21 protein-coding genes are annotated in these 26,070 nt (G+C 70.5%); 14 read left to right on the top strand and 7 right to left on the bottom strand.

The window, feature by feature from the left end:
- The first annotated feature begins 421 nt into the window (after nucleotides 1-421).
- Together H8838_RS13445 and H8838_RS13440 are read left to right on the top strand one after the other, a co-directional pair.
- Nucleotides 422-1,654: a hypothetical protein gene (locus H8838_RS13445; RefSeq protein ID WP_185995756.1), complete on the top strand. Its 1,233-nt coding sequence runs from the start codon at nucleotides 422-424 to the stop codon at nucleotides 1,652-1,654.
- Nucleotides 1,651-3,285 carry a 3'-5' exonuclease gene (locus tag H8838_RS13440; protein ID WP_185995757.1) on the top strand — a complete coding sequence of 545 codons (1,635 nt, stop codon included), beginning with the start codon at nucleotides 1,651-1,653 and terminating at the stop codon, nucleotides 3,283-3,285. The genes H8838_RS13445 and H8838_RS13440 overlap by 4 nt, the downstream gene beginning before the upstream one ends.
- A 111-nt stretch (nucleotides 3,286-3,396) precedes the next feature.
- Here H8838_RS13440 and H8838_RS20345 read toward each other — a convergent pair whose 3' ends face one another.
- Nucleotides 3,397-3,915, bottom strand: coding sequence for a class I SAM-dependent methyltransferase (locus H8838_RS20345; protein ID WP_224766125.1), 519 nt, complete (start codon nucleotides 3,913-3,915; stop codon nucleotides 3,397-3,399).
- A gap of 629 nt (nucleotides 3,916-4,544) precedes the next feature.
- On the opposite strand from H8838_RS20345, the gene H8838_RS13430 reads away from it, so the two are divergent.
- From H8838_RS13430 to H8838_RS13400, 7 genes are all read left to right on the top strand, one after another.
- Nucleotides 4,545-5,330 carry a nucleotidyltransferase domain-containing protein gene (locus tag H8838_RS13430; protein WP_185995758.1) on the top strand — a complete coding sequence of 262 codons (786 nt, stop codon included), beginning with the start codon at nucleotides 4,545-4,547 and terminating at the stop codon, nucleotides 5,328-5,330.
- On the top strand, nucleotides 5,327-5,626 hold the full coding sequence (locus H8838_RS13425; protein WP_185995759.1) for a PqqD family protein: 300 nt from the start codon (nucleotides 5,327-5,329) through the stop codon (nucleotides 5,624-5,626). Before H8838_RS13430 ends, H8838_RS13425 begins: the two co-directional genes overlap by 4 nt.
- On the top strand, nucleotides 5,607-6,473 hold the full coding sequence (locus H8838_RS13420; protein ID WP_185995760.1) for an ArsR/SmtB family transcription factor: 867 nt from the start codon (nucleotides 5,607-5,609) through the stop codon (nucleotides 6,471-6,473). Before H8838_RS13425 ends, H8838_RS13420 begins: the two co-directional genes overlap by 20 nt.
- Nucleotides 6,474-6,735: 262 nt before the next feature.
- Nucleotides 6,736-8,931 (top strand): asparagine synthase (glutamine-hydrolyzing), encoded by a 2,196-nt coding sequence (gene asnB / locus H8838_RS13415; protein WP_185995761.1) that lies wholly within the window; start codon nucleotides 6,736-6,738, stop codon nucleotides 8,929-8,931.
- A gap of 14 nt (nucleotides 8,932-8,945) precedes the next feature.
- The gene (locus tag H8838_RS13410; protein WP_185995762.1) at nucleotides 8,946-10,007 is read left to right on the top strand and encodes a diiron oxygenase; all 1,062 of its coding nucleotides are present in this window, start codon (nucleotides 8,946-8,948) and stop codon (nucleotides 10,005-10,007) included.
- Nucleotides 10,004-11,263, top strand: coding sequence for an MFS transporter (locus H8838_RS13405; RefSeq protein WP_224766124.1), 1,260 nt, complete (start codon nucleotides 10,004-10,006; stop codon nucleotides 11,261-11,263). Before H8838_RS13410 ends, H8838_RS13405 begins: the two co-directional genes overlap by 4 nt.
- 56 nt (nucleotides 11,264-11,319) lie before the next feature.
- Nucleotides 11,320-12,027: a dTMP kinase gene (locus H8838_RS13400; protein WP_185995764.1), complete on the top strand. Its 708-nt coding sequence runs from the start codon at nucleotides 11,320-11,322 to the stop codon at nucleotides 12,025-12,027.
- Nucleotides 12,028-12,077: 50 nt separating this feature from the next.
- Here H8838_RS13400 and H8838_RS13395 read toward each other — a convergent pair whose 3' ends face one another.
- From H8838_RS13395 to H8838_RS13380, 4 genes are all read right to left on the bottom strand, one after another.
- Nucleotides 12,078-13,187, bottom strand: a complete 1,110-nt coding sequence (locus H8838_RS13395; protein ID WP_185995765.1) for a trans-sulfuration enzyme family protein — start codon at nucleotides 13,185-13,187, stop codon at nucleotides 12,078-12,080.
- Between the two features lie 104 nt (nucleotides 13,188-13,291).
- Nucleotides 13,292-14,014, bottom strand: a complete 723-nt coding sequence (trpA, locus tag H8838_RS13390; protein ID WP_224766123.1) for a tryptophan synthase subunit alpha — start codon at nucleotides 14,012-14,014, stop codon at nucleotides 13,292-13,294.
- Between the two features lie 68 nt (nucleotides 14,015-14,082).
- Nucleotides 14,083-15,339 (bottom strand): tryptophan synthase subunit beta, encoded by a 1,257-nt coding sequence (trpB, locus tag H8838_RS13385; RefSeq protein ID WP_185995767.1) that lies wholly within the window; start codon nucleotides 15,337-15,339, stop codon nucleotides 14,083-14,085.
- A 7-nt stretch (nucleotides 15,340-15,346) separates the two neighbouring features.
- On the bottom strand, nucleotides 15,347-16,546 hold the full coding sequence (locus H8838_RS13380) for an amidohydrolase family protein (RefSeq protein WP_185995768.1): 1,200 nt from the start codon (nucleotides 16,544-16,546) through the stop codon (nucleotides 15,347-15,349).
- A 335-nt stretch (nucleotides 16,547-16,881) separates the two neighbouring features.
- On the opposite strand from H8838_RS13380, the gene H8838_RS13375 reads away from it, so the two are divergent.
- The 5 genes from H8838_RS13375 to H8838_RS13355 are packed head-to-tail and all read left to right on the top strand — an operon-like array spanning nucleotide 16,882 to nucleotide 23,018.
- Nucleotides 16,882-18,585 (top strand): thiamine pyrophosphate-dependent enzyme, encoded by a 1,704-nt coding sequence (locus H8838_RS13375; protein ID WP_185995769.1) that lies wholly within the window; start codon nucleotides 16,882-16,884, stop codon nucleotides 18,583-18,585.
- Nucleotides 18,586-18,587: 2 nt separating this feature from the next.
- Nucleotides 18,588-19,712, top strand: a complete 1,125-nt coding sequence (locus tag H8838_RS13370; RefSeq protein ID WP_185995770.1) for a Glu/Leu/Phe/Val dehydrogenase — start codon at nucleotides 18,588-18,590, stop codon at nucleotides 19,710-19,712.
- A gap of 2 nt (nucleotides 19,713-19,714) precedes the next feature.
- Nucleotides 19,715-20,671, top strand: coding sequence for an NAD(P)-dependent oxidoreductase (locus tag H8838_RS13365; RefSeq protein WP_185995771.1), 957 nt, complete (start codon nucleotides 19,715-19,717; stop codon nucleotides 20,669-20,671).
- On the top strand, nucleotides 20,668-21,861 hold the full coding sequence (locus tag H8838_RS13360) for an acyl-CoA dehydrogenase family protein (protein WP_185995772.1): 1,194 nt from the start codon (nucleotides 20,668-20,670) through the stop codon (nucleotides 21,859-21,861). The genes H8838_RS13365 and H8838_RS13360 overlap by 4 nt, the downstream gene beginning before the upstream one ends.
- 5 nt (nucleotides 21,862-21,866) lie before the next feature.
- A complete protein-coding gene (locus tag H8838_RS13355) occupies nucleotides 21,867-23,018 on the top strand; it encodes an acyl-CoA dehydrogenase family protein (RefSeq protein WP_185995773.1) in 1,152 nt (383 codons plus the stop codon).
- 352 nt (nucleotides 23,019-23,370) lie between these two features.
- Here the strand turns inward: H8838_RS13355 and H8838_RS13350 are convergent, their stop codons facing one another.
- Complete coding sequence (locus H8838_RS13350; protein ID WP_185995774.1) at nucleotides 23,371-23,766, bottom strand: hypothetical protein; 396 nt, start codon at nucleotides 23,764-23,766, stop codon at nucleotides 23,371-23,373.
- 890 nt (nucleotides 23,767-24,656) lie between these two features.
- Nucleotides 24,657-25,484, bottom strand: coding sequence for a hypothetical protein (locus H8838_RS13345; protein WP_185995775.1), 828 nt, complete (start codon nucleotides 25,482-25,484; stop codon nucleotides 24,657-24,659).
- Between the last annotated feature and the right edge of the window lie 586 nt (nucleotides 25,485-26,070).

Below are 26,070 nucleotides of genomic sequence, written 5' to 3'. Positions count from 1 at the left end.
TGGGAGCAGTTCGGGCCTTCGTCCGGCGGCACGTGAGGTAGGCGGCGTACGCCATGGTGGGTAACTTCCTCCGCCCGGCGTCGAATTCTCCTCAACGGCCCGATATGGCGGCCTGGCCCCGCCGCGTCCGCATTAGTGTCGCTGGCGTCGCCGGGTCCTCGGACGAGCACGGGGGAGCGTCATGACAGCGTCGCTGTTCTTGCCGTCGTCGGCAGCAGATGATGGCTTGAACGACGTAGAGCCGCGAAGACTGAGGAAGAGAAGGCGTTCTGGTGTCTGCTCTCGCTTGTTTACGGCTCCAAGCAAGTCTTCATGAGGCTGTCATGTATCGGCGTTCACCGAATGCGCGACCTCAAATGCCGGCGACCGAGGCTCGTCGAGTTCTGAAGGCGCCTCTCCAGTACCCGATGGAGTTGGTGCGATGAGGCAGCGGAAGGGTGCCGTCCACACCCACTTCGAGGACGCGCACGCCGACGTCATGAACCTCGGCCCGTTCCTCGGCCAGCCCGAGGACTCCTACAACGCCTCCATGGGGAAGTCCTCGTGGCACCTGGCGGCCGACCTGGTGGAGCAGTACTCGCCACTCATCTACGGCCGCGTGATGGAGCGGGTCCGGGCCCGGGAGGCACGCCAGCGCGCCGCCAACGACAAGCAGCAGCGGGCGCTGCCCGACACGCCGCTCGCCGCACCCGTCACCTACCTCCTCGACGAACTCCCCATCTTCCTGCGACAGCACCGCAAGCTCACCGTCGCGTGGTCCGTCCTGGCCGTCGTCGAGGTCATCTGGCACCCCGGGCCCACGCCGATGGACGCGCCCACGCGGGAGAACCGGCTACGACTGGCGCGGGCGTACCCAACCGGCGACACCGCCGCGTGGTTGCTCGTCCTCGGCGAGCTCGAACGCCCGGACTTCGTCATCGCCGACGCCGCGAGCAGCATCCAGAACGCCGTGACCGCGATGTACGACGGCACGGTTCCCATCGTGCCGTCGCTGTACCACGCGCACCGCAACATCCGCGAAGGCATCGTCGAGCTCGCCGGCACCACGCACGTCGTGGAAGGTCGGGCGGTTCCGCTGCCCCAGCTCGCCAAGCACCTGGACGTGCTCACCCGCAGCGACCTGCTCAACCTCGGCCGTGCAGACTGGTCGCGGTGGTGGGACAGCGTCATCGCCGAGGTCGCGGACCTCGGCGCCCCGGTCGAGAAGCTCCTCATCCAACGAGATGTCTACGAGGACCGCATCTGGACCGGCATCCAGGTCCTGACCGACCACCCGCACCTGCCGGCCTCCAACGCCGCCATCGAGAACCGCCTCCGAGCGACGCTGTCGCCGTTCCTGGAGAACCGCAAGCAGCTGTTCCGCAACATCGCCCGCACCAACTGCCTCCTCGACCTCGCGGTCGCCCGGGCCCAGGGCGCGTTCCGCAACCTCGACGACATCACCCACCTGCTGCGCGAGGACAACGAGGCGCACGGCGGCTGGGCACCGACGCCCCGGGCCGTCGCCGACCCGCAGCCGCCGTACATCGGACCCCCGGGAGAGGCCGCCACGAGGCGTCCGCAGGTGTACTCGTCCCTGCGCAACCGCGCGCTGGTGCCGGCGCTGCTGGCTCAGCGCACCGGCAGTCCCGCTGAGCCCACACCCGAGCGATGAGCCTCGCCGACGCCGCGGCCAGCCACTTCGAGACGCTGACCCAACGCACCTTCTACGTGGTCGACACCGAGTACACGAACGCTCCGGACGGCAACCACATCATCTCCATCGGCATCGTCCCGGTCGTCCGCGGCAAGCGCGCACCGGCTGCCGACGAGCTGTACATCGAGATGAACCCCGGCGTCCCCATCACCGCGGAGACGTCCGCCATCCACGGTTTCACCGACGCCGCCGTCGCCAAGAAGCGCCAGTTCGCCTTCCACGCCGCCCGCATCCTGGCCAAGCTCAACGACCCCACCGGCGTGTTCGTCTGCCACACCGGTGTGGATGTCCATGTCCTGCGGGCCGAGCTCGAGCGCCTCGACGACCGCAAGGCCGCTGGCGCCCCCAACATCGCGGTCGGCCTTGCCGACCTCCCAGACCTGCCCATCCTGGACACCTCCGCGCTGCCACGGCAGCTGCGCGTACCCGAGGTCGGCAACCGGACCACCATCGGCCTGACCCGGCTCGCTGACATCTACGGCCTCACCAACGCCAACCCGCACCACGGGCGCTCCGACGCCCGCGTGACCGCAGCGGTCCTGGTGAAGCTGCTCCGCGCGGCCGCCACCGCGCTGCGCCACGACACCCTCGAGGACCTGCTCGACGAGCACGGCCGCGGTACCCTGCGCGACCCCAAGGTCGCCATCGTCACCCACCGCCGCGGCCCGTCCGAGCCACGCGTCCCCGCCGAGCACCTCGCCCGGCACACCCGGCCGTTGCTGGACCCCGCAGCCCCCGCCGAGGTGGACGCCTGGATGGCCATGGCCGCCGAGTGCGTCCAGCTCCGCTGCCGCTACCTCGCCAGCGCCGCCGAGGTCGCCGGCCGCGAGAACGGCCGTCTGCTCTTCGACCAGGTCGTCGCCCTCCTGCCCACCGCCACCGAGCCCGGGCAGGCCGGCACCGCCCTCGGCGCCCTCACCCGGCTCATCCGCAGCCGCGGGGACAAGCCGGCTCTGGCGCACACCCGCGCGGTGCGGTGGATGACGAAGAACCAGCCCGCCATCACCGCCTCGACCCCGTGCGGCGACGGCGGAAGCCTCGCGTGCCCCGACTGCCGCGACCACGCCGGCTGCCCGCGCGACACCATCTACCAGCCGGTCGCCGAGGTCGCCACGCGCGGCGGCGCCGGCGAGCTCTCCGAGGGCCGCATCGGGAGCGTCCTGCTCGGCCGGACCCAGGAGCGGGGCGACCGCGCCATCAAGAAGTGGAGCCACGTCCAGGTCAAGGCGTACATGACCTGGCTGGTCATCGAGTGGGAGCGCGCCAACGGCGTTCGGCAGGTCCTCATCGACCGGCATCTCGGGTGGGCGATGGACTACGAACTCCACCTCATCGAGCCCCGGCTGACGCTGCTGCTCTGCCACCAGTACGCCGCCCGGAACCAGGCCGAGGAAGCCATCGCGCTCGCCACCCGCGTGCTGGCCGCCCGGACATCCGACACGGCCTACGACGAGCTCGCCGAGTGGCGGAAGTGGGCCGTCGCCGCGCTCGAGCAGCAGGCGCGGAGAGCCCGGCCGCGCATCATCCGGGCACCCCGCCTGGCGAGGCCCGACGGACGAACCAACCCGAACCCCTACGCCACCGACTGACCGTCCAACCGGCGTTCGGGGAAGCACGCCAGCCCTCTCATCGAAGGCTCGACACCACGTAGCGGTCGTCGCTGATGCTCCGTCCCCAGTAGGCCGGGTCGGAGAGACGAGTCAACGACGCGGACCGACCCGTGTTCTCCACGAGCCGAACCACCTGCTCGGCCGAGAGGCCGCCCCATTGGACCAGCGACCCTCCACCAGCACGAGCCGGCCCGATGGCGAGAGCAGGCGAAGCCACCGTGACAGAGCGACGGCGGGGTCTGGCATCGCCCACAGGACATGCCGACAGAGGACCACGTCGTAGCTCCCCTCCGGGAGGGTCGGGGCGAACGCGTCTCCCTGCATGAACCGCACTCCGCGCACACCGGCACCCTTGCGCCCGGCCGCCTCCACCATTCGCGGCGAGAAGTCCAGACCATCGACCTGGTAGCCGTCCTCGGCAAGCAGGACGGAGAGTGTGCCGGTTCCGCAGCCCAGGTCTGCGACGCGAGCGGGGGGTTCGGGCAGGCGGCCCAGCAGGAGCTCGCGCCATGCCTCTCGCACGGCCGGGTCCCTCAGGCCGTGGTCTGCCGGCTCGTCAAACGCAGCAGCTTCAGCGTCCCAGATGGCGATGTCATCAGCGATTCCCATACCCGAGACGGTACGAGATGCGGGTCAGTCCGCCAGGAAGCCGCCAGCCGGTCGGCCGCTCGAACAAACCACCGAAGGCCAGGAGCTGTCATCTCCTGGCCTTCGCGTTGTGGTTCTCTTCATGCCGCTTGCTCGCCGGCTCCAATGCCTCGGAAGCAAACCCGGGGCATCACGCGCCCTTGTTCAACACTTTCCGCCGAACAGGCCAATTAGGGACCGTGGTTTCCGTCCGTCTTCTCCGCCGGCCCATGGGCCACGAACCTTGTTCTGGGCCTGCTGATGGGCCCTCTTGTAGACGCCTGCTCTCTGGAAGGCGTTGTCGGGGTAGATGTAGACCTCTGCGTCATCGCGGAAGACCTGCTTTCGGCCGACGTCGAGCTTTCGGCCGACGTCGAGTTTGCCCTGCTTATGGACCACGGTGCCCTCTTAGGCGGTCACGGAGGCGGGATCCTCAACGGCATCGCCTGGTCGGTCGTCAACCGCACGGCCTGATCCGCCCCTTTGCCGAGGTGCGTGACTGGAGGGCGATGGCTGCCGCGACAGGTCCGCAGTCCACGAACGGAGGACAGGGACCGGCCCCCAGCGTGAACCGCTAGCGTTGGCCGAGGAGGACGCGAGAGGGAGGGCAGATGACTGACGCGGAGAAATGGCTGTCACCGTTGCGCGAGCGGGGTCTCGTCCCGGACGACATGGTCGCGGCGTCGCTGGTCGGCTCGCTGGCTCGCGGATGGGCGAACCCGCAGAGCGACGTGGACATCGCGGTGTTCGTGACCCGGGAGTGGGAGTCCGACGCGTGCATGGCACTCCCCCTGCCGCTGAACCCGCCCCGGGTGATGTCCGAGGGATTCAACTCGGGCGATCGCAGGTGGGAGGTCGTCTACTGGACGCTCGGACAGGTCGACCAGATGCTGGCCAAGGTCTCCTGGGAGCAGTTCGAGCGCAACGTCGTCGCACAGGGCCTGCTTCACCCTCGCGAGGAGATCCTCATCTCCCGTCTGGAGCACGGCGTCCCGTTGGCAGGGGTGGACTGGTTGGCCACCGCCCACGAGCGGGTGCGGACCTCGGCGTTTCGGTCGTTCATGATGACGAGGTCCCTCGCGGCCTCCGACGACGCTGTGGAGGACGCCCTCGGCCAACTGGAGGGGGGCGACTTCGAGAGCGCCGTCCTGTCGGCAAGGCGGGCGCTCGGGCACTCGGTCGACGCGCTCCTGGAGTCGCACGGGGAGTACCTAAGCCTGATCCCGAAGTGGCGGCCCCAACGGTTCCGGGCGGCCTCGCCCGCACTCCTCGACTTCGACCGGTACTGGGAGCTGGAGTCGATGCGGACCTACGACCAGGACGCCCCCGCCAGCTGGGTGACGGAGGTGCTCGGCGTCTGCCAGGACATAGCCCTGCGAGTGGACCTGCAGCCGTGACCGCGGTGGACCCGGGGGCGCGCCCACGCAGGCGCCTCGGCATCTGGCTCCGGCGCCGCCGGGGAGCGCTGCAAATCGGCCTCGGTGACGTCGCGCTGGAGCTCTCCGACGCCGCCCTTGTGCTCTTCGAGGGCGCGGACGGGACGCGCACTGTCGTTGACCTCGCCGCACTGCTGGTCGCCGAGTACGGGATCCCCGACGACGAGGCTCTGGCGGACGCCACGGAGTTCCTGACGTCGATGGTGGCTGACGGGCTCATGGTCGTCGGAGCCGACGGTGCTTCGGCTCCGGCTTGATCCCTCGTCACCGCCAGCGGTGCAGGTCGGCGGATGCGCGACCTGGGAGACCATCGCGAGCCTTGCGGTGCTGGCGCGTTTCAGGGTCAGGGGCGGCGGCACGTACGCACGCTGGGCCCACGAGACGCAGCAGAGAGTCTCGCCGGACCTGGTGCGGGAGCTGTGGCTGAGAGTCGCCGCCGTCTCCCCGCCGCCGCCGTCCGACTCCTCGACCCCTGACTTCGGCGAGGCGTTCGGTGGCGGCGACCTGCCGTCGCTGCTCGACGAGTACTGGTGCGCCGCCGTCGAGCCCTACTGGACGGAGATGGCCGAGACCGTACGGGCGGAGGTGCGGCGCCGCAACGAGACACTCGTCGCACGCGGTTGGGTCGCGATGCTGAGCGGTATCGACGCTCACCTGCGCTGGCGGCCACCCCTGCTGGCCTCCCCGCACCAGGAGGACATCCGGCACGTCGCCAGGGGCCGGCGCCTGCGCCTCGTCCCCCTTGTGTTCGGCGGTGCCTGGTCGCTGTTCACGGCGCTCCCGGTGGGGGCGGTGGCGGTCTCCTACGCGCTGCCCGCTGGTCAGGCGCTGCAGGGCCTTCCGGGGACGCAGGCGTGCGTCGACACAGAGGTCGACCCGCTCGCCATCCTGCTGGGCAGGCGGCGAGCGCTGATCCTGCGCTGCTTGGACCGTCCGGCCACCACCACCACCCTGTCCGCCGCCCTCGGAATCGCGCCCAGCACGACCTCGGAGCACCTACGGGAACTGCTGGAGGCCGGCGTGGTTCGTCGAACCCGAAGGGGGAACGAGGTCTTCTACGAACTGGACCGCAGCGGGTTCACGCTCATGGCCGAGTTCAGCTGATTCGGCCCCGGCCGAATGTCTGGATAAGCGGAGGGCGCCGTCGTTAGCCTCACTACGGTCAGTCCAAACCGAGGACAAGGGGGTGAATCGAATGAAGAAGTACTCCAAGCCTTCCACCGTCGAGGTGAGTAAGCAGGTCGTCATGGCCAACAAGGCGTGACACTCGGGCGCGTGCCACGCCCCCGCGGGGGGCGTGGCACGACGTCCTCATCACCTAGAACCGCGCCAGCGGGAGGCCATCGGGCCAGGAGGGAGCAGGAGCATGTGCGGCATCGGAGTGATCGCGTCGCTGGCGTCGGCCACCGCCGACCACGACACGGCAGCGCTGGTCGACGAGATGCTGCTGCAGTTGCACCACCGCGGGCCGGACGAGACCTCCACGCGCATTGAGCCGCAGGTCGGCTTCGCCTTCGCCCGCCTCTCGCTGGTGGGCATCGCCAACGGCAGCCAGCCCCTCGCCACCGGCGAGGACGACCTCGTCCTCGTGGCGAACGGCGAGGTGTACAACCACCGGTCTCTGGAGTCGCGACTCGGTATCACCAGCGAACTGCGGACCCTGTCCGACTGCGAGGTGCTGCTCCACCAGTACCGCCGGCATGGACTGGACTTCCTCGACGACGTCCGCGGCATGTTCGCCGTGATCCTCTGGGACCGGCGCAACCAAAAGTTGGTCCTGGCCCGTGACCGGTTCGGCATCAAGCCGCTCTACTTCCACCGCAGCGCCGAGCGCATCGTCGCGGCCTCGGAGATCAAGGCCCTGATGGTCGACCCGGGCACGCCCCGCGAGGTGGACTGGACCACCGCCCTGGGCCACCCCCAGCTGATCGGGGCGCCCCAGTTCGACCAGGACGAGACGTGCACATGGTTCAAGGGCATCGAGTCGGTCCCGGCGGGCACGATCTTGGAGATCGACCTGCGGGACGGGTCGACCCGGTCCCACCGGTACTGGTCGCTCCCGGAGCCGAACGAGGACTGGAGCGAGCAGCGTTTCGTCGACGAGTACCGCGACGCGCTAGTCGCGTCCGTCCGGGAGTGCGCCACCGCGGACGCCGAACTGGGGCTCTTCCTCTCCGGTGGCATCGACTCGACCGCGGTGCTCGCCCTCGCGGATTCCCAGGACATCCACACGTTCAGCGCCGTGACGGCCGGGACGCTCCTCAACGGTGACGTGGAGGAGGCGGCTTGGGTGGCCGGCAAGTACGGCAACCCGCACCACCAGGTGGAGTTCCCGCACGACCTCACCCCGTCGACCGAGCAGTGGCGACGGGTCCTGTGGCTCTCGGAGACGCCGCTGTGCGGACCCGAGGTGTATTACCGGTACGAGCTGCACCGCTTCGCCCGGCAGGCCCGTCCCGAGCTCCGGGGGATGCTTCTGGGCTCCGCCAGCGACGAGTTCAACGGTGGCTACTCGGTCAACACCGCGGGCGAGGGCGGTTGGGAGAGGTTCCGCCGGAATCTCGAGTATCTGGCCGACAGGACGGACCTGCCCCGCGCAGCCGCTTCGAGCTGGCGGACCGATTACTCCCTACCGTTGGTCCGGCCGCACCTCGTCCGGGAGGCGGCGGGGTCCACGGCAGATGCTTACGCGCGCTACCTGAGGTCCGAGCACCTCAAGGTCCAGCAGTACAACGTGTGGCATGACGACCGGACCGCCGCCGGGAGCAGCACCGAGGCACGGGTGCCCTTCCTAGACCACCGGCTCGTCGAGATCTCGACCAGCGTCCCGGACAGGTTGCGTCCCGCGCTCCTGTGGGACAAGGCGATCCTCCGGCGCGCGATGGAGGGACTGGTGCCCGAGCGGTCGCGGGTGCGGGGCAAGGTCCCCTTCTTCTATGGAGCGGGCGTCGGCCACACGCACCGCATGATGATGCGGATGCTGCGGGCCGAGGACGGTCTCCTCGTCGAGCGGGCACTCGCCGCCCCGGGGTCAGCCGACCACCTTGAGGGCGACAACGTCCGGGCCCTGCTGTCGGTCGACGGCCGGGATGCGGAGCTGGCCGAGAAGGCCGAGATCGTCCTGCGACTGGTCAACCTCGGACTCCTGAGCGAGCTGGCGCGGGAGGTGCCCAAGGTGAGCCGGATGCCCGCCGGCCCCGTGAGGCAACGCGTGGCGGAGGACGTGTCCGGCCAGGACCTCGCCGCCCGGCTCGGGGTCGTCGAAGCGGCAGACAGTCTGCCGCCCGGACGGTACCGCATGACGGAGGGGGTCACCCTGCTCCGTGACGAGTTGAATCCCACCGGATTTCTCATGCGGGGCGGCGAACTGCTCTACGAGTTCGACGCCACCTCGCCGACCTTCTCGGCGTTGCGCGGCCTGGCGAGTGGCGACGCCTTGGACGAGACCTTGCAGGGGCAGCCGGCCGAGGTCGCCGACGACGTCCGCGACGACGTGCTGGAGCTCCACCGGGCGGGCCTGCTCGAGGCGACCGTCGAGGCCGTGACCGACCGTCAGACCTAGAGGGGGGAGTCGACGTGTACCAGGAGAGCGCAATGAGGTCCCTCGTGCCCGGGGAACGTGGCAGCGCGGACGTGTTCCGCTCCGCCGCGTTCCGAGCGTGGGAGGACAGGGCGAGCGTGCGCCGCAAACCGGCTCGCAGGCTGGAGTTGCCGCACGAGGGCTGCTTCTTCAGCCCTGAGCTCTACCCGGTCTGCGACCATCCCCTCGTCGTCGCCCGCGGTCCCAGCGCCCGGCGCTTCCTCCTCATCCGGCGGCTCTACGACTACCTCCACTTCACCACCGAGTTGGAGACCCTCGCTGTCATCCCGGTCGCGACGATGATCAGCCGCGGTCACTCCGGCCTGCCACTGTCGCGGCAGATGAGGGGCGACGCCTACAAGATCGTCACGGACGAGGCGTACCACGCCCAGTTCTCGTACGACCTCGGGGTGGACGTGTCCCATGTGACCGGCGTGGAGCGACCCGCCTCGCTCCCGGCTCCCGCCTTCCTCGGCCGGCTCGACGACGTCAGGGCACAGGTGCCCTGGAATCTGCGGGGCATCGAGGCGCTCCTCTTCTCGATCGTCAGTGAGACGCTGATCTCCGGCGTTCTCGGAGAGCTGCCGGGGGACACCCGGCTGCCCAAGGCGGTCCGTGACCTCATCCGCGACCACGCCGAGGACGAGGGGCGCCACCACGCGTACTTCCGAACCGTGCTCAGGGCCCTGTGGGACGTGCTGACCCCCCGGGAGCGCACCGAAGTCGCAGGTCTGGTGCCTGCCGTGATCTACGCCTTCCTAGAACCCGACTACCGCGAGGTGATGGACTCGCTGGAGGCGGTTGGACTGCCGGCCCACGAGGTGGAGCAGGTCGTGCGGGAGTCGTTCCACCCAGAGGCGGTCGCACAGGACGTCGCCGCAGGGGCAGCGCCGGTGCTGCAGTACCTCAGGGACCTCGGAGCGTTCGAGGAGGAGTCCACCGTTGAGGCCTTCGCCGCGGCGGGCCTTTGGGCGGGCGGCGTCGCGCCGGGGCGACCCCCGAGGGGCGGTACGGCGGTGTCGTCGGACGCCACGCTCGCGCAGACGGGGTCGCAGTGACGCGGGGGAGGCACGCGGCCGGCGACTCCGCGTTCTGGCTTTTCTGGGGCGCGATGGCCACCAGCTCGTTCGGGACCGCTGTCACGACCGTCGCCTTCCCGCTCGTGGCGCTGCAGGCGCTGGACGCGACGCCCTTCGAGGTCAGTCTGCTCGTGGGGGCCGTCGACCTCGGCTGGCTGCTGCTGGGCCTGCCAGCCGGCGTCATCGTGCAGCGCACAGAGACCCGCATCCTCCAGGTCGGGATGGACCTGGTGCGCGCAGTCGCCCTGCTGAGCGTCCCACTGGCGTGGTGGGCGGGCGTCCTGACGTTCACGCAGCTGTTGGTCGTCGCGACCGTGACGGGTCTGGCGACGGTGCTGTTCGACGTGGCGAACGCGACGTATCTGCCGAAGGTCGTCAGCCGCGAGACCCTCGTCGCGAGCAACAGCTGGATCTCGGGCACCCACGCGGTCTCCTCCACCGCAGGGCCGTCGCTCGGCGGCGTAATCGTGCAGGTGCTCGGTGGTGTCGTGGCTGTCGCGATCGACGCGTTCACGTACCTGGTCTCGGCGTTCCTGCTGCGGAGGCTGCCGAAGGCCCCGTCCAGTTCCGCGGCCCGGCCCCAGCCCGCCCGCGAGGTGATCAGCACCGGACTCGGCTGGATCCGCAGGCACCCGGTGATGTTCCCCTGCGTCCAGTGGGCGGTGGTGACGAACCTGGTCTCCGGTGCCGTGGCCGCCCTGACTCCGGTCTACCTCGTCCGGGTGCTCGACGTCTCACCCTTGGTCGTCGGCATCGTGCTGGCCGCCGAGGGGGTCGGCGCCCTCGTCGGCGCGGCGGTGACGCCGTGGCTCTCCACGAGGCTCGGGACCGCCCGCGTTCTGGTCTGGATGTCCGTCGTGGCCGCGGCCTCGCTGTTGTTGCTTCCCCTCGCGGGGACAGCGGTACTCGTCCCGCTGTTCGCGTTCGGCAGCCTAGTCTCGGGCGGGGCGGTCGTGGTGGGCAGCATCGTGACCCGGACGCACCGTCAGACCGACACGCCCGACGAGCTGCTGCCGATGGTGATGGCCGCCGTACGGTTCTTCACGTGGGGCGTGATCCCGGTGGGTGCCGTCGCCGCCGGAGCCCTGGCGAGCAGTCCGGTCGGGGTGCAGGGCGCGTTGTGGTGCACCTGCGCGGTCTTCCTGGCCGGCCCGCTGGTGCTGTTGCTGAGTCCGGTTCGGGGACGCCGACAGTTGAGCGAGGATCGGGGCGATGAACTGGTTTCCGTCGGGTGACCGCGCGGATCGATTGCCCTGAGACGACCCGCGGAACGCCGCGGAGGCGTGCGAGAGTGAGCCGCGTCGAGAACCGTTGGAAAGACGAACGTACTTGGAGTGCCATGAACCTGCCCTTGCCCACACACGAGCAGCCCGGGTCGCTCGTCGCCATCTGCGGCATGGACGGAAGCGGCAAGACCACCCTGGAGGAAGCGTTGGTGGCGGCGATCGAGCCCGTCCGGACGTGCCGGGCGCTCGCCGCCCCCTCGGAGTGGTGGCGACAGGACGCACACGTCCGCCGGAGCCTCTGGAACCTCGGTGACGGCCAGGACCTCCCGAACCTCGCCCTCCTGCACTTCAACCTCGCCGACTGCTATGCCCACCAGTCCCACGCCATCCTTCCCGCCCTCGCCTCGGGAGCCGTGGTGGTAGCCAACCGCTACCTCTACGACATGCTGGCGCTGTTCGAGGCGCGCGGCCTCGAGTTGCCCGGCTGGTTGGGCGGGGCCGTCGCCGGGATCATGCGACCGGACCTCTGCTTCGTGCTCGAGGGGTCGGCGGAGGTCATCGTCGAGCGGGTCGTCCGCCGCGACGGACCCATGCCCGGCCGGTTCGACCAAGACGTGGCGTTCGTGGAGCGGTACAACGCCTCCCTCAGGCGCATGGCGGAGGAGAACGGCCTCACGCTCCTGCCCGTTGAGGCCGACCTGGCGGAGAACGTGGACCGGTGCCTGGGCCTCCTACGCGAGGCCAACACCAAGGGCGTGGCCGCGGATCGCTAGCGCGACGACGACCGGGGCGTGGTGCGCGACCGCGCCCCCACCGCCTACTCTCAGGCGCGCAAAGCCTGGGCCAGGTCGGCGATGATGTCCTCCCGGGGCTCGATCCCGGCGCTCAGCCGGATCAGTGTGCTCGGCGCGGTCTCGGCCGCCCAGCGGTCTCGCCTTTCCCACGCGGACTTGATGCCGCCGAAGCTCGTCGAAGGCACGATCAGCCTAGCCGCGGCCACGACGGCGTCCGCCTCGGCGACGCTGCCCTCCAGTTGGAAGGCGAGGAGGCCCCCCGCGCCGTGGGGCAGCTGCGACTTCACCAGCGGGTCGTCGTAGGTACGGGGGTAGTGGACGGAGGCTACCCGCGGGTGCGTGTCCAGGAACTCGGCGACGGCCAGGGCGTTCTCACACTGACGGGCGAGGCGGAGCGGCAAGGTCCTAAGCCCTCGCAGCGCCAGCCACCCCTCGAACGGCCCGAGGACGGCGCCGCTGGTGCTGCGCCAGCTCCGCAACGCGTCCGCCAACTGGGGGGAGCGGGTCACGAACGCGCCACCCAGGACGTCCGAGTGGCCGGAGAGCGACTTGGTCAGGGAGTACACCGAGGCGACCGCCCCGAAGTCGAGTGGCTTCTGCAGGAACGCCGTGGCCACGGTGTTGTCGACCACCAGGAGCGAGTTGGCGTCCCCCGCGATGCCGGCGAGGCGGGCCAGGTCGGCCACCCGCAGAAGGGGGTTCGCGGGGGTCTCGGCCCACAGCACCGCGGGTCCGGCGCCGAGCGCTGCCGCCACCGCGTCATAGTCGAGGAGATCGACCGTGACGATCTCGGCCCCCCCCGGGCGCACCCGGTGCGCCATGTCCCTAGTCTTGTAGTAGCAGTCGTCGGGCATCACGACGCGCGGGCGACCGTCGGCGAGGACCGCCATCGTGGCCATGGAGGCGGCCTGGCCCGACGGGAACGCCACGGCGTGGCAGCCCGGGCCCTCGAGGACGGCGAGGGCGTCCTCGAGCGCCTCCCAGCCCACGTTGGTGTTGCGACCGTACTGCGGCAGGGCGGGGTTCGGGGCGCCCTGGGACACATAGGTGCTGGTCGGCACGAGCGGCGGTCCGAACGGCGCGCCCGGCGTCCGCTCGGTCCCGGCGTGGATGAGTTGCGACTCGGTGCTGAGCTCCAAGGGTCAGACTCCTTCTGTGAGGTGGCTGCTGGGGTAGCGGCAGAGCGATCCGTCGCGCTGCGGCGGGCGGGGTCGCCGCCCGGGTCGTGCCCGGACGCCGGCCTTCACGTCGCCTCGGCCACGAGGCTGTCGAGGTACGGCTCGTAGCCGGTCAGGCCCTGCTCGAGCCAGACCTCGGTCCCGGCGGTGCCGACGATGGCGATCTCCGCCGACCCCCTCAGCGCCCGGATGTCGTCCGGGGTCCTGATACCGAACCCGACGCCCAGGGGCACCGAGGTCGCCTCCCGGCAGCGCCCCAGGAAGTCCCCCAGGCCTTGCGAGACATCCGTCTGTCGTCCCGTCACGCCCGTGCGTGCGGCGCAGTACACGAACCCCGAGGCGTGGCGCCCGATCTCCTGCAGCCGGGCCCGCGAGTTGGTGGGGGTCATGATCTGGACCGGGTCGAGCTCGAGGCTGCGGGCGACGGCGTACAGCTCGCCACCCTCCTCGGGCGGCAGGTCCGGGACGATGAAGCCGGACATGCGGCCCTTCGCCAGCTGCTCGCAGAACTGCGCGGCGCCCATCTGGACGACGCTGTTGTAGTAGCCCATGAAGAGGGTGGTCAGGTCGAGCTCTGCGGCGGCACGGCCCGCGAGGTCGAAGTACTCGCGCCACCCCGTCCCGCTGCGGATCGCCTCGTGGTTTGCCCGGACGAAGGAAGGTCCGTCGGCGATCGGCTCGCTGAAGGGCAGCTGCAGCTCGACGAGATCCACCCCGGCCCGGTCCATCGCCTGCAGCATCGACCAGTTAGCATCGAGGGAGGGGTAGCCCACGACCAAGTGGGTCATGAGGAGGATGGGCCTGGTCTCGAGCCGGGCGCGCACGTGGCGCTCGAGTGGGGAGCGCTGGTCCGCCGTCATGCGTCGTACCCGGCAGCCCGCTGCCGGAGGAACTCGCGCCACTCCTCGTCGCCGAGCGCATCGGCGACGGTGAAGATGTCTTTGTCGCCACGGCCCGACTGGTTGATCAGAACGGTGTCCTGCGGCGAGAGGTCCGGCACCTCCCTGAACGCGGCGGCGAACGCGTGGGCGCTCTCCAGTGCCGGGACCAGGCCCTCGTGGCGCATGGCGAGCCGCAGGGACTCGACCACCTCGTCGTCGGTCGCCGACTCAAAGCGGACCCGGCCGGTCTGGTGAAGGTGCGCCAGGAGCGGGCCGATCCCGATGTAGTCCAGGCCGGCGGCCACCGAGTAGGTGTCGTGCATGAGTCCTTCCTCGTTCTGCAGGAAAACCGTCCGGTAGCCCTGGGCGACCCCCGAGGTTCCCTGCCCGCCTGCAAGCCGCGACGCGTGCAGGCCCGTGTCGGGGCCGCGGCCTCCGGCCTCGACCCCGATCAGCTCGGTGGCCGGGTCGTCGAGGAAGCCCGTGAAGATGCCCGAGGCGTTCGAGCCGCCGCCCACGCAGGCGTAGACCCGGGAGGGCAGTTGCCCCGCGACCTCCAGCATCTGTCCTCGCGCCTCTTGGCCGATGATGGACTGGAAGTAGGTGACGATCTGGGGGAACGGGTGCGGTCCGCAGACGGTGCCCAGCACGTAGAGCGTGTCGTGCATAGACTCCGCCCAGTCGCGCAGGCACGCGTTGATGGCGTCCTTGAGGGTGCGGTTGCCCTCCTTGACGGCGACCACCTCGGCCCCGAGCTGCCTCATCCAGAAGACGTTCGGGTACTGACGAGCGACGTCCTCCTCACCCATGTAGATGGTGCACGCGAGCCCGAGCCGAGCGGCCATGGTCGCCGTCGCCACTCCGTGCTGGCCGGCGCCTGTCTCGGCGATTACTCGACGTTTGCCCATCCGCTGGGCGAGCAGGCCCTGTCCCATCACGTTGTTGACCTTGTGCGCCCCGGTATGGTTGAGGTCCTCGCGTTTCACGTACACCTTCGCCCCGCCGAGCAGGCGCGTGAGGCTGGGGCAGTGGGTGACGGGCGTGGGGCGCCCGGCGTAGCCGCTCATCAGGTCCGTGTAGGTGCCCCAGAACGCCGGGTCCTGCCGAGCCTCGTCGAAGGCCTCGCGCAGCTCGGCGAGCGTCTCGTGGAGAATCTCCGGGACGAAGGACCCGCCGAACTCCCCGTAGTAGCCGCCCGGGCCCGGCTCCCAAGATGCGTGCTCCGCAGCCATGGTCTCCTCAGATCGCTGTCGTGGTCGTGGTGGTCGTCGGGCGGACGTCGTCCTCCTGGCTGAAGGCGTTCCCCAGGCCGAGGAGCGCCGCTGCGTTGTCGTGCGTGAGCTTCCTGCGCAGCTCTGCCGGGAGGTGCCCCATCTGCCGCTCGATGGCCTCGCGGGAGTACGGCCAGACGCTGTCGGGGTGGGGGTAGTCCGAGGCCCAGAGGAGGTGGTCCTCGCCGAAGAACGGGATGAGGGACATCGCCACCGTGTCGTCCTGAAACGTCACGTACACCTGCCGCCTGAAGAGGTCGCTGGGCTTGGTGACCAGCTCGCTGCCCCCCTTGTTGGACCAGAACTCCTCTGCCTCCCACATCTTCCAGTGGTGGTGGTCTAGCTCCTGGACGAGCCAGGGGAGCCATCCGGCGCCGCCCTCGGCCAGCACGAGGCGTAGCCGGGGGTGCCGTTCGAGAATCCCCCACGAGAACAGGTCGACGAAGGGCTCGACGAAGTTCTCGAGGAAGAGCTTGGTGTTCTCGAAGACGCTGGCGGCCTTGCCCGCCACGCGCTCGTTCGGCCTGGCGAAGGCGGTGATGTGCCAGGAGAGCACGACGCGGCTGTCTTCGAGCGCCTGCCAGAGCGGCTCCCAGGCGGGGTCGTCCAGCTTGGGGTGGATGTTGGCCACCATAAGCACCACCTGGCGGACGCTCCCGACCGAGCGGACCCGCTCGAGCTCGGCGAGCGCCGCGTCCGGCGTCTCCGGCAGCATCGGCAGGCCGACGAGCCGGTCGGGAGCGGCCTGGCAGAACTCCAGCAGCCAGTCGTTGTACGCGCGGTAGCAGGCCGCGCGCAGCACTGGGTCGTGTGCAGCGATCTGCCGGACCGGGCCGTAGATGACCTGGGTGTGCACACCATCGCGGTCCATGTCCGCCAGGCGCAGCTCGGCCACCGCGGCGCGCCGCGGGCTCGGATCGTGGATGCCACCCCGGTCAAACGCGTCGTAGATCGCCTTCACGGGCCGCCCTTCGACGCCACCTGCGGGCGGCCGGCCCACCCACCGGCCCCAGACTTCGCCCTCACAGACCCAGACCGGCTGTCCGGCGCGCTCCTCGACGCGCGGGGCCCGGTGGCGCAGCGACTCCGGTAACCGGGTGGTCCACAGGTCGGCGGGCAGCTGGCTGAGGTCCATGTGGTCGTCGCAGGAAATGAGTCGATCGGTCATCCGGCTCTCCAGTCGTGGTCTGGTCTCGTGCCGCCACGGGAAGCGCGGGTGCGAGCCGGGTGAGCGGTCCTTCGACCCGAGTCGGACCTCTGAGCGTCCTGGGCGTTGCTGAGGAGCCTGGACTGCGGTCCAAGACCCTCCCTCTGGCGAGGAGGCTCACAGGCGACGGGGTCCGGCGCAAGGGGCCTCGAAGGTTTTTGGACAGCGCTCGTGCGCCCCCGCCCGATCCACCATGATGACCGCTGAATGGGATCAGCCGGTGCGCCGGCGGCGCATTTGCTCGCGGCTCTGGAGGGACCCGCGGGAGGGACGGAAGCGGGGGACGGGGGAAAGGGATGGCGTTTGCGCCACGGGTTGCCGACCTGATCGTGGGAGCTCTGGCCGGGCACGGCGTGGACCGGACGTACTGCGTCGCGGGAGAGAGCTTCCTGGGACTTCTGGACGCGCTGGTCGACAGCTCCGTCGACGTGGTCGCGTGCCGACACGAGGCCTCCGCCGCCTTCGCCGCGCTGGCGGACGGCAAGATGACCGGGCGGCCTGGGGTCTGCCTGGTCAACCGGGGCCCCGGAGCGTCGAACGCCGCAATTGCCGTCCACGCGGCCCACCAGGACGCCACACCCCTGCTGCTCGTGGTGGGACAGGTGACGCGCGGCGACCTGGGCCGGGACGGCTTCCAAGAGATGAACTACGACCTTGCCTTCGCCGACCAGGCGAAGGGCGTCCTCACCCTGATCGAGGGTGGCCACGCCACGGAGACGACCATCCGGGCGCTGCTACTAGCCACCGAGGGCCGGCCCGGCCCCGTGGTCCTCGTGCTGCCGGAGGACGTGCTCACCGAGCTCGCGCCGGGGGGGCGTCCCGTGCCGGCCGCCGCACCTGGCGGCTGGGTGGCCCGCCCGGACGAGGAGGCGGTGCGTGAGGTGGTCCGGCGGGTGTCACGGGCGCGCCGTCCCCTACTCTTGGCAGGCGGGGCGCTGGTCGGGGCGCGGGGTCGGCGGGTGCTCCGCGAGGCAGCAGAACGCCTGCAGGTGCCGGTCGCGGTCAGCAACAAGCACCAGGACTTGGTCGACAACGCGCACCCGCTATACGCGGGGCACCTCCACCTGGCGACCCGGCCCGAGCAACGCGAGCTGTTCGCGAGCGCCGACCTGGTCCTGGCCGTGGGTACCCGGCTCGACGTGGTGACGACCCAGGACCGGACGCTTCCGGCCCCCGGCCAGTCGTTGCTGCACGTGTACTCGGGCGAGCGCGGCACGCCCGGAGCCGCCGGACAGGTCGAGGAGATGCGCTGCGACCCGGTGCTCTTCCTGGAGCTCCTGGCGGACTGCCGACCGGACGCGGAGCCACCTCCCGGCCGCGGCGAGTGGGCCGCGTCGCTGCGCGAGGCGGAGTGCCAACTGGCGACCTGGGTCCCCGTCCCGGACCCCGGCGATGGGGTCCCGTTCGGCGCGGTCGTCGCGTCGTTCTCCTCGCTCGCCGACGACGACGCCATCGTCACCCTGGACGCCGGGAACTTCTCCAGCTGGGTACACCGGTACTACCGCTTCGGCGGTGCGGGCTCGCTCCTGGGGCTCGGTTGCGGAGCCATGGGCTTTGGGGTGCCGTCCGGCCTCGCGGCCGCACTGCGCCACCCCGCTCGGCAGGTCATCACCTTCGTCGGGGACGGCGGCTTCCTGATGACGGGCAACGAGCTCGCCACTGTGGTCCAGCGTCGTGCCCGCCTCGTGGTTGTCATCTCCGACAACGGCAGTTACGGCACCATCCGGCAGCACCAGGAGCGGGCGTACCCCGGCCGGGTCGTCGCAACCGAGCTCCACAACCCCGATTTCGTCGCGCTCGCCGACGCCTTCGGTGCGCGGGGGATCGAGATCCGTGATGAGGGGGACGTCTCGTCAGCGGTGGGGGCTGCCCTGGCCGGTGACGGGCCTGTCGTGGTCTCGGTCCGTTCGAGCCTGTCATGGATCTCGGCCCACCAACGGATCGATCTTAAGACGTCCGGCTCGATCGGACACCACGCCACGGGAGGAAACAGATGCTAGGGATGCCTGCGCGGACGGCCGGTCAGGGCGAGCCGGGGCCGCTGCTCGTGGCGGAGGTCTCGTCCCAGCCGGAGGCGCTCGCGGGATGGGTGGTCGTCGACTCGCTCGTCGATGGGATGGCGATGGGCGGCACCCGGATGACGGAGGCCGTCACCCGGCAGGAGGTCGAGCGGTTGGCCCGGGCGATGAGTGAGAAGCTCACCCTGGTGGGGCTGCCGATCGGTGGGGCGAAGGCCGGGATCGTGGCGGGCCCTGGTGAGCGCGACGAGGTGCTCCGGGCGTTCGGCAGGACCGCGGCCCCGCTGCTGCACGGTGGCATCTACCTGGGGTGCGACCTGGGCACGACGCACGAGGACCGGGACGTGTTCCTGGCTGCTGCCCGGTACGACGTGCGCGACCACCCCAGGGTGAAGCGGCTGCCCGTGGACTGGGGCACCTTCTGGACGCACCTACGCGACATCACGGGGCACGGTGTTGCGGAGGCCACCGCTGCCGCGATCACGGCTCGCTTCGGGACCCGGGGCTGCCGGGTGGTGGTGCAGGGGTTCGGAACCGTCGGACGGGCGGTGGCGGCGAGCCTGGAGCAGCGCGGCCACCGGGTCGTGGCCGTCGCGGACGTCCTCGGGACGATCGCGGCGCCCGCTGGCTTGTCCGTGGGCGAGCTCGTCGGTCGCACCACGCCTGCCGGCACCGTGGAGAGGGCGGGCCTGCCGGACGGGGTTGCCGTCCTGGACGGACCGGAGGCTTGGCTCGACGTCGACGCGGACGTGTTGGTGCTGGCGGCCGCCGGGGACGCGATCCGCGGGGACAATGTGCACCGGGTCGTCGCGGAGGTCGTCGTCGAGGGGGGCAACCTGTGTTGCACCACGGCGGCGAAGGATGGCCTCGCCGCACGCGGGGTGCTCCTGGTGCCGGACGTGGTGGCGAACGTGGGTGGTGCTGCAGTGACCGGCTGCGTGCTCACCGGGACCGTCCCGTTCGACCTTCCCCTGTCCCAGATGGTGGCGTGGTTCTTCGACTGGGTCGGGACCCAGGTGCGTGCCAACACCGCCCAGGTCCTCGAGGTCGCCCACGGCAGGGACCCGGTGGCGGAGCTGCTCGCGCAGCGGCGCCGGGCCCAGGTGTAGGCATGGGTGCAGGCACGGGTCGCCCGAGTGCGGCGCGCTGGGACGAGGTGTCCGTCTGCGTCGGTTGGTCCTCGATCGCCGCGGAGGTCGCGGAGCGCCTCGCGAGCGCGCCCGGCCTGCGGGTTCGGCTGGCGGAGGACGGAGCGCCCCCGGACCCCGCAGCCAGTGTGCTCGTCGGTCACCACTTCCCGCCCGGCAGCCTGGCCGGACTGCCACGCCTGCGCTGGGTGCACCTCACGGGGACGGGCGCGGACCACCTCGCCGCGACGGGGTTGGCGGACGGCGTCCTGGTGACCTGTTCCGCGGAGGTCCCCGTCGTCGCGGTGGCCGAGTACGCCGTGTCGGGACTGCTCCATGTGATCAAGGACCTGCCTCGACTGGCGGCGCCGCGGAGCGCCGAGTGGTTTTACTCGGAGGCGACGCTGCTCGCGGGGAGCGCCGTCGGGGTCGTCGGGGCCGGGCGCATCGGTAGGGCGGTGATCGCGCGGCTGGCGGCATGGGGGGCACTCCCCGTCGCGGTGACCCGAGACGGTCTAGCACCCGTCGTGGGGGCCCACCGGACGATCGGGACGCAGGCCCTGGAGCGCGAGGCGCGGCACCTCGACCACCTGGTTGTCTGCCTTCCAGGTGGTCCGGCGACCAGGCGGTTGGTCGGTCGTGCCGTGCTGACGGCACTGCCGGCGCACGCGGTCGTGGTGAACGTGGGCCGGGGGGAGACGGTGGCCAACGACGTCCTCTACGAGGAACTCCGGGCAGGGCGTCTCCGAGGCGCCTTCGTCGACGTCCACGAGCAAGAGCCGCTGCCGGAGGACGCCGAGGAGTGGGACGTCCCGGGACTGACCGTCTCGCCCCACCGCGGCTTCGCATTCCCGGCGGAGGCGGCCGAGGTCGCCCGGACGTTCCTCGACCGCCTGGCCGCGCTGCGGCGAGGAGCGTCCGTCGGGGAGGTGCGCCGGTGACGAGGGCCGCAGCCGCGCGCCAGGTCCGGCAACGCGCCGCCGAGCTGGTGCCGACGCTCAAGGAACGCGCCACGGTCGCGGAGCAGCTGCGCCGGGTCCCGCCGGAGTCCGTGCAGGACCTGGTCGACTCCGGCCTGCTGCGGGTGGGCAACCCGGACGGGTACGGCGGGCCGGGCCTCGACATTGACGCGGCGTTCGCTGTCGCCGCCGAGCTCGGTCGCGGCTGCGGGTCGACAGCCTGGTGCTACGCGGTGTGGACAGCGCACAACTGGTGGCTCGGGCACTTCCCGGCGCGCTGCCAGGATGAGTACTTCGCCAGCGGCCCCGACGTCCTCTGCAGCAGCGCCCTGAACCCGTCGAAGGGCGTGGCGGTGCCGGTGGACGGCGGGTTCCTCGTCTCGGGAAGATGGACGTTCTCCAGCGGGTGCGACTCCGCCAGTTGGGTGATGCTCGCCTGCCGCACCGGCACCGGCACCGGCACCGGCGCCGGCGCGGTCGTGTGGCTGCTGCTGCCCCGCGAGAGCGTCAGCGTGCTGGACACGTGGTTCGCCGTCGGGCTCCGGGGCACGGGCAGCAAGGACGTGCTGGTGGACAACGTCTTCGTGCCCGGGCACCGGGTCATCTCCCCGGACGACGCGGGCGTCGGTGACCGCACCGGCTGGCAGCTGCACCGGCGCGCCAGCTACCGCGCGCCCTCGAAGATGTTCGTCGAGTGGGCCCTCGCGGCCCCGGTCATCGGGATGGCACAGGGAGTGGTGGACGAGTTCATGGCGCAGTCGTGGCGCCGACCCGTGGCCGGGACGGGACGCGAGGTTAGCCAGACCTCCCGGCGGCTGCGCCTGGCCCGGGCCGCGGCGGAGGTCGACACCGCTCGCACGCTGCACCTGGTGCGCGTACGAGAGATCATCGACCGGGCCTCGTCGGGGGCGGCTTTTTCCCGGTTGGACCGCGCCCGGCTCTCCCGGGACGCCGCCTTCACGGTCGATCTCTGCGTCCAGGCCGTCGACGGCCTGTACGCGGCGAGCGGTGCGCGGGCGCTCATGGAGGCCGATCCGGTCCAGCGGCTCGCGAGGGATGTGAACGCCGCGGCCCACCATGCCTCGTTGGGCTGGGACGCGGCCGCGGAGCGCTTCGGAGGCCTGTCCCTGGACGGGCCCCCGCTGCCGACGACGAGGGACCGTGAGGAGTGAGGGTGATGGGTGATCCGAGGGACTGGCAGGAGCGCCTGCCGGGCGTGGTGGAGGTGCTGGCCGGGAACGCCGGGCGCCACGATCGGGAGGCTAGTTTCCCGGAGGACAGCATCCGGGCGATCCACGAGGCGGGGCTGCTGACGCTCACCGTGGCAGAGCGCCACGGCGGCCCCGGGGCCGGGCTTGCCGACACGGTCGCGGTGCTGCGTGCGCTGGGGCAGGGCGACCCGTCGGCTGGGCTGGTCGCGGCCATGACCATGTTCACCCACGCCATGGAGAGCAGGCAGCCGACCTGGCCCGAGGACGTCTACGCCGCGGTGGTACGCGAGTCCGCGATTCGACCGGTGCTGATCAACGACCTCCAGGTGGAGCCGGAGCTCGGCACCCCGGTCCGCGGTGGTCTGCCGGCCACGGTAGCGAAGCGCACCGACCAGGGACACGAGGTGACCGGGCACAAGATCTTCTCCACAGGGGGCGAGGCCCTCTCCTGGATGGTCGTGTGGGCCCGCGACGGGGACTCGGACGAGGCACGGGGCTTCCTGGTACGTGGCGGAGCGCCGGGGGTCACGGTCCGCCGTACCTGGGACCATCTCGGTCTCCGGGCGACCCGGAGTGACGACGTGGTGTTCGACGGCGCAGCCGCCGTTGCGACGGGGAAGATCGCTCCGCGTGGGCCCCTACTCAACGCGTGGAACGCGCTGGGGCTGTCAGCCCTCTACCTCGGCGTCGCGCAGGCCGCTCGGGACTGGTTGGTCAGCTTCCTCATCGACCGTCGGCCGGCCTCGCTCGGGGCCCCGCTGGCGACCCTGCCGAGGTTCCGGGCCGCGGTGGGGGAGATCGACGTCGCGCTCGGCACGTCGTGGCAGCTGCTGTCATCGCTGGCGTCGCGCGTGGACCACGGCGACGAGGCGGCGGCAGGCCAGGCCGCCTCGGCGAAGCTGGTCGCCACGCGGGCCGCGATCAGGGCGGTGGAGGAGGCGGTCGGCTTGGTGGGCAACAACGCCCTGACCCGACGCAACCCACTGGAGCGGCACCTGCGGGACGTCCTGTGCGGGCGGGTGCACACTCCCCAGGACGACTCGATCCTGTCGGCCATGGGTCGGGGCGCCTTCGCGGGCCGGCTGGCGCCACCGACCGGGCGCGATGGCCCCGGCTGATGGGCGTCCGGGGGCCTGCCCACACCGGGCGGTCGAAGCCGGATCGGTGGACCTCTGGTCCGGGGGTCTTTGTCCTTGGGGGAGGTCACAGGTCGTGGAAAAGCGCGTCATCCTGCCTGGGGATCTCGGTGAAAGGCAATCTGCTCTGCAATCCGTGTGGCCGCCAGACTGCGCGAGCGGCCCAGAGGCCATCACGCCAGACCGGGCTCTCAGTGAATGACTCCGGCGCACCGACTCGTTGGTGACGCGCACGGCGAAGAACGAGGCCAGGATCTTTATGGTCTCTGCACTGAGGCCAAGCTGTGCAGCGATCTGACGGCGCGTCAGGCCCGAGTCGTACAGGCGAACCGTTTCAGCACACCGGGCGAGACGTTCTAGGCGCACGTCGGTGTTGAACGTGTTCCGTCCCAGGGCGTCGGCGTTCGGATCTCTGTTCTTCTGTTCGCGTGCGGGCGGCTGGGGCGGGGATGAGCCGGATGCCGTTCTTTGCCGCGAGCATCTCCTTCTCGCGCATGCGGGCTGCGTACATCGGGTCGTTGGGCATGCCCCACATCTCAACGAGGGTGCCGTTGGCGAGGAGCCAGTCTCCGCGCAGTCTCGTGCGCGGGTTCAACTCCGGGTTAGGTGGGTAGAAGGGTTCGCGCTCGTGGGTGATGCCGTGCTGGTGGAGGAAGTCGTCCACGATCTTTTCCTGCATGGACAGGCACAGGTGCCCATCCATCGCGGTCATGATCGTTCCGCGTGCCATGCGGAGCCCATCCCCAAGCAGTCCGGCATCTGCGAGGAGGATGGTCCACGGCCACGTGCCGCGCCGGATCGCGAACCGGGCAAGCAGAGCAACGTCGACCTTGTCCGGCGCCCATGGTGCCTCCGGGTCGAGATGCGCGCGCTAGCTGCCTTTCGACGGGTCCGGCGCCGGCGAACTCGGTCTTGGCTAGATGCTGGAGCGATGACGGCCTGGTCCCGCTCTCCGGCGACACCGTCGTGGGCGTGGTCCAGGCGCCAGTGGCAGTACGACAGCGCGCCCGTGCATCCAGGGGTGGTGAGTTCGGCCCCGGGTGAGCCGCATAGGCGACATGCCACTACCCGGCCGATCAACTCGTGGGTGGGGAACAGTTCCTTGCGGGCCGCGACCAAGCGCTCATAGAGGAGGAAGTCAGGCTCCAGGGAGCCGCGGTATGAGGTGGTGTCAGGGGAGTGAGCGTGAATGGACTTGATCAATAAGCCAAGGTGCGCGGGTTCAAACAGTGCCCCCGCTACAAAGGACAAGGCCGGATCTGCAGAGATGCAGATCCGGCCTTGTTGCTGTTTTTGGCGGCTCCTAGAAATCCCATTGAACGGCGCGGAGTCGCGTCGTGACTCTCGGCAAACCCATGAGGTAAGCCGCTCGCGCTGGTTGCGTTCTGCGGCCGAGACACCCAGTGGCGACGTTTGTGCCTGAGTGACCCGGATTTCTGGCGGGTGCCGTCGTGATGCGAGGCCGGCACCGGTAGCGATGCGGTGACTCTGACCCTGAACCTGCGCCCCGACGTCGTCTTGATGGAGATCAGGGTGCCGACTACCGACGGCCTCGAGGCGACTCGACGGATCGTCGCTGCCGATGGATCGGACGGCGGCCGGCTTCCGACAGACGTACTCCTATCGCTCGAGCCCTGGCAGGAGCGCGACCAGCGGGGCGTTCTCCTCGTCCAGGGTGAGCGCGCCCTCCCGCGCGGACCGTCTCGTCCATCCGGCGTACTGGTTGCTGCCGTAGAGGACCCGGTCCACGAGGGCGAACTGGTACAGCACACCGAATTTGTCATGCCGATCCGACATCGGCACCCGATCCGATGCCCTGAACGTGTACGCGAAGGTGAACGTCGTCGTCCCGGCGCGAGCGTTGGCTTCGTCGATCGCGTCGTAGACCTCGGCTGAATTGGCCTCGTCGCTTGTGTAGGGGCTGCTGTAGGTGCCGCAGTCGGTCACCGCGGCGCGCAGCGCCCGGAAGGTGGCTCGTGCGGCGCTTGCGTCCGCGAAGCCCAGAATTGCGCGGTTGCGGCTGCCCTCATCGTCGGAGACGTAGGTCCAGAGCCTGTCCTGAGCGTCGGAGTGGTAGAGGATCCCTTCGTCGCAGTGGCCCTCCGGCATGAAGATGACGCCCTTGCTGGGGCCGGCGACCATGTTGCTGCCGTAGGTCTCGGCCCACCCAAGGTCGAGCGGGAACTCTGCGAACTGGAGGGTGGTTCCGCCCTCGGTCACCTCGGTCACCTCGCTCGCCGGCGTCTCCTCCGCGGCGCCGGCCCGGGGAGCGGGCTCCGTGCTCTCTGCGGCGGTGGACGGTCGGGGGTCGGGGTCCTCCTGGATCCCCGCACGCAGCGCGAACGTGACGGCGGCGATCGCGAGGACCACCGCGGCCCCCACGATCAGCGGGCGGCGTAGTCGGTTGACGTGGTCGGGACGGGTGGCCGTGCTCGGCTCTGGCTCCATGGTGGTCCTTTTCCTGGCGTGCGGCGGATGCTATCGGTGAGATGGCGTCACCGCGTTGACAGTTGCCGGAGCGAAGATTCGAACTGCCCTCGTCGCAGCCGCGGCGTGAGCGCTGGCTGCTCGGAGAGGGGCGAGTGGTCGCCTCGTGGAGCCCGAGGTGGCGGGCGACCTGGACGACGGTCGACCCGAGCCCGCCGGCGCCGGCGTGCACGAGGACCCGCTGTCCGGGTCGGACGTGAGCGACGTCGACGAGCGCCTGCCAGGCCGCGAGCGCCACCAGGGGGGCGGCCACGGCCTCGGCGAACGACAGGAGGCGGGCTCGAGCCCGTTGTCCGTGGCGTCGCTGGCGATGGACTCGGCGAAGGTCCCGATGCGGTGGTCTCGGCACGTGATTGCTCCTGTGCGTTCCAAAGCTGGGACTGTGACACGTGTAGCTCCCGTTCGAGCTCGTCACGAGCAGCGCGAGGTACGACCTGCGCTGCAGAGGGAACCAACCGAGGTGGCCGCGGTCGAATGTCCCGGCTGTGTGCTTTGATCCGGCCATGACGAACGGGTGGCAGATGCCCTGGCAGGCGCCAAGCACCGC

Source organism: Nocardioides campestrisoli, from assembly GCF_013624435.2.
Taxonomy (GTDB): Bacteria; Actinomycetota; Actinomycetes; order Propionibacteriales; family Nocardioidaceae; genus Nocardioides; species Nocardioides campestrisoli.
Note: the sequence above shows the minus strand (reverse complement) of the source record. Positions and strands in the feature narration are given on the sequence as shown.

Bases quoted from the DNA above. Each gene is read 5' to 3' on its own strand.
- H8838_RS13380 (WP_185995768.1), bottom strand. From the start codon at position 16,546: ATGACCGATCGACTCATTTCCTGCGACGACCACATGGACCTCAGCCAG.
- trpB (WP_185995767.1), bottom strand. From the start codon at position 15,339: ATGGCTGCGGAGCACGCATCTTGGGAGCCGGGCCCGGGCGGCTACTAC.
- H8838_RS13370 (WP_185995770.1), top strand. From the start codon at position 18,588: ATGCCTGCGCGGACGGCCGGTCAGGGCGAGCCGGGGCCGCTGCTCGTG.
- asnB (WP_185995761.1), top strand. From the start codon at position 6,736: ATGTGCGGCATCGGAGTGATCGCGTCGCTGGCGTCGGCCACCGCCGAC.
- H8838_RS13365 (WP_185995771.1), top strand. From the start codon at position 19,715: ATGGGTGCAGGCACGGGTCGCCCGAGTGCGGCGCGCTGGGACGAGGTG.
- H8838_RS20345 (WP_224766125.1), bottom strand. From the start codon at position 3,915: ATGGGAATCGCTGATGACATCGCCATCTGGGACGCTGAAGCTGCTGCG.
- H8838_RS13345 (WP_185995775.1), bottom strand. From the start codon at position 25,484: ATGGAGCCAGAGCCGAGCACGGCCACCCGTCCCGACCACGTCAACCGA.
- H8838_RS13355 (WP_185995773.1), top strand. From the start codon at position 21,867: ATGGGTGATCCGAGGGACTGGCAGGAGCGCCTGCCGGGCGTGGTGGAG.
- H8838_RS13350 (WP_185995774.1), bottom strand. From the start codon at position 23,766: ATGGCACGCGGAACGATCATGACCGCGATGGATGGGCACCTGTGCCTG.
- H8838_RS13375 (WP_185995769.1), top strand. From the start codon at position 16,882: ATGGCGTTTGCGCCACGGGTTGCCGACCTGATCGTGGGAGCTCTGGCC.
- H8838_RS13445 (WP_185995756.1), top strand. From the start codon at position 422: ATGAGGCAGCGGAAGGGTGCCGTCCACACCCACTTCGAGGACGCGCAC.
- H8838_RS13430 (WP_185995758.1), top strand. From the start codon at position 4,545: ATGACTGACGCGGAGAAATGGCTGTCACCGTTGCGCGAGCGGGGTCTC.
- trpA (WP_224766123.1), bottom strand. From the start codon at position 14,014: ATGACCCACTTGGTCGTGGGCTACCCCTCCCTCGATGCTAACTGGTCG.
- H8838_RS13440 (WP_185995757.1), top strand. From the start codon at position 1,651: ATGAGCCTCGCCGACGCCGCGGCCAGCCACTTCGAGACGCTGACCCAA.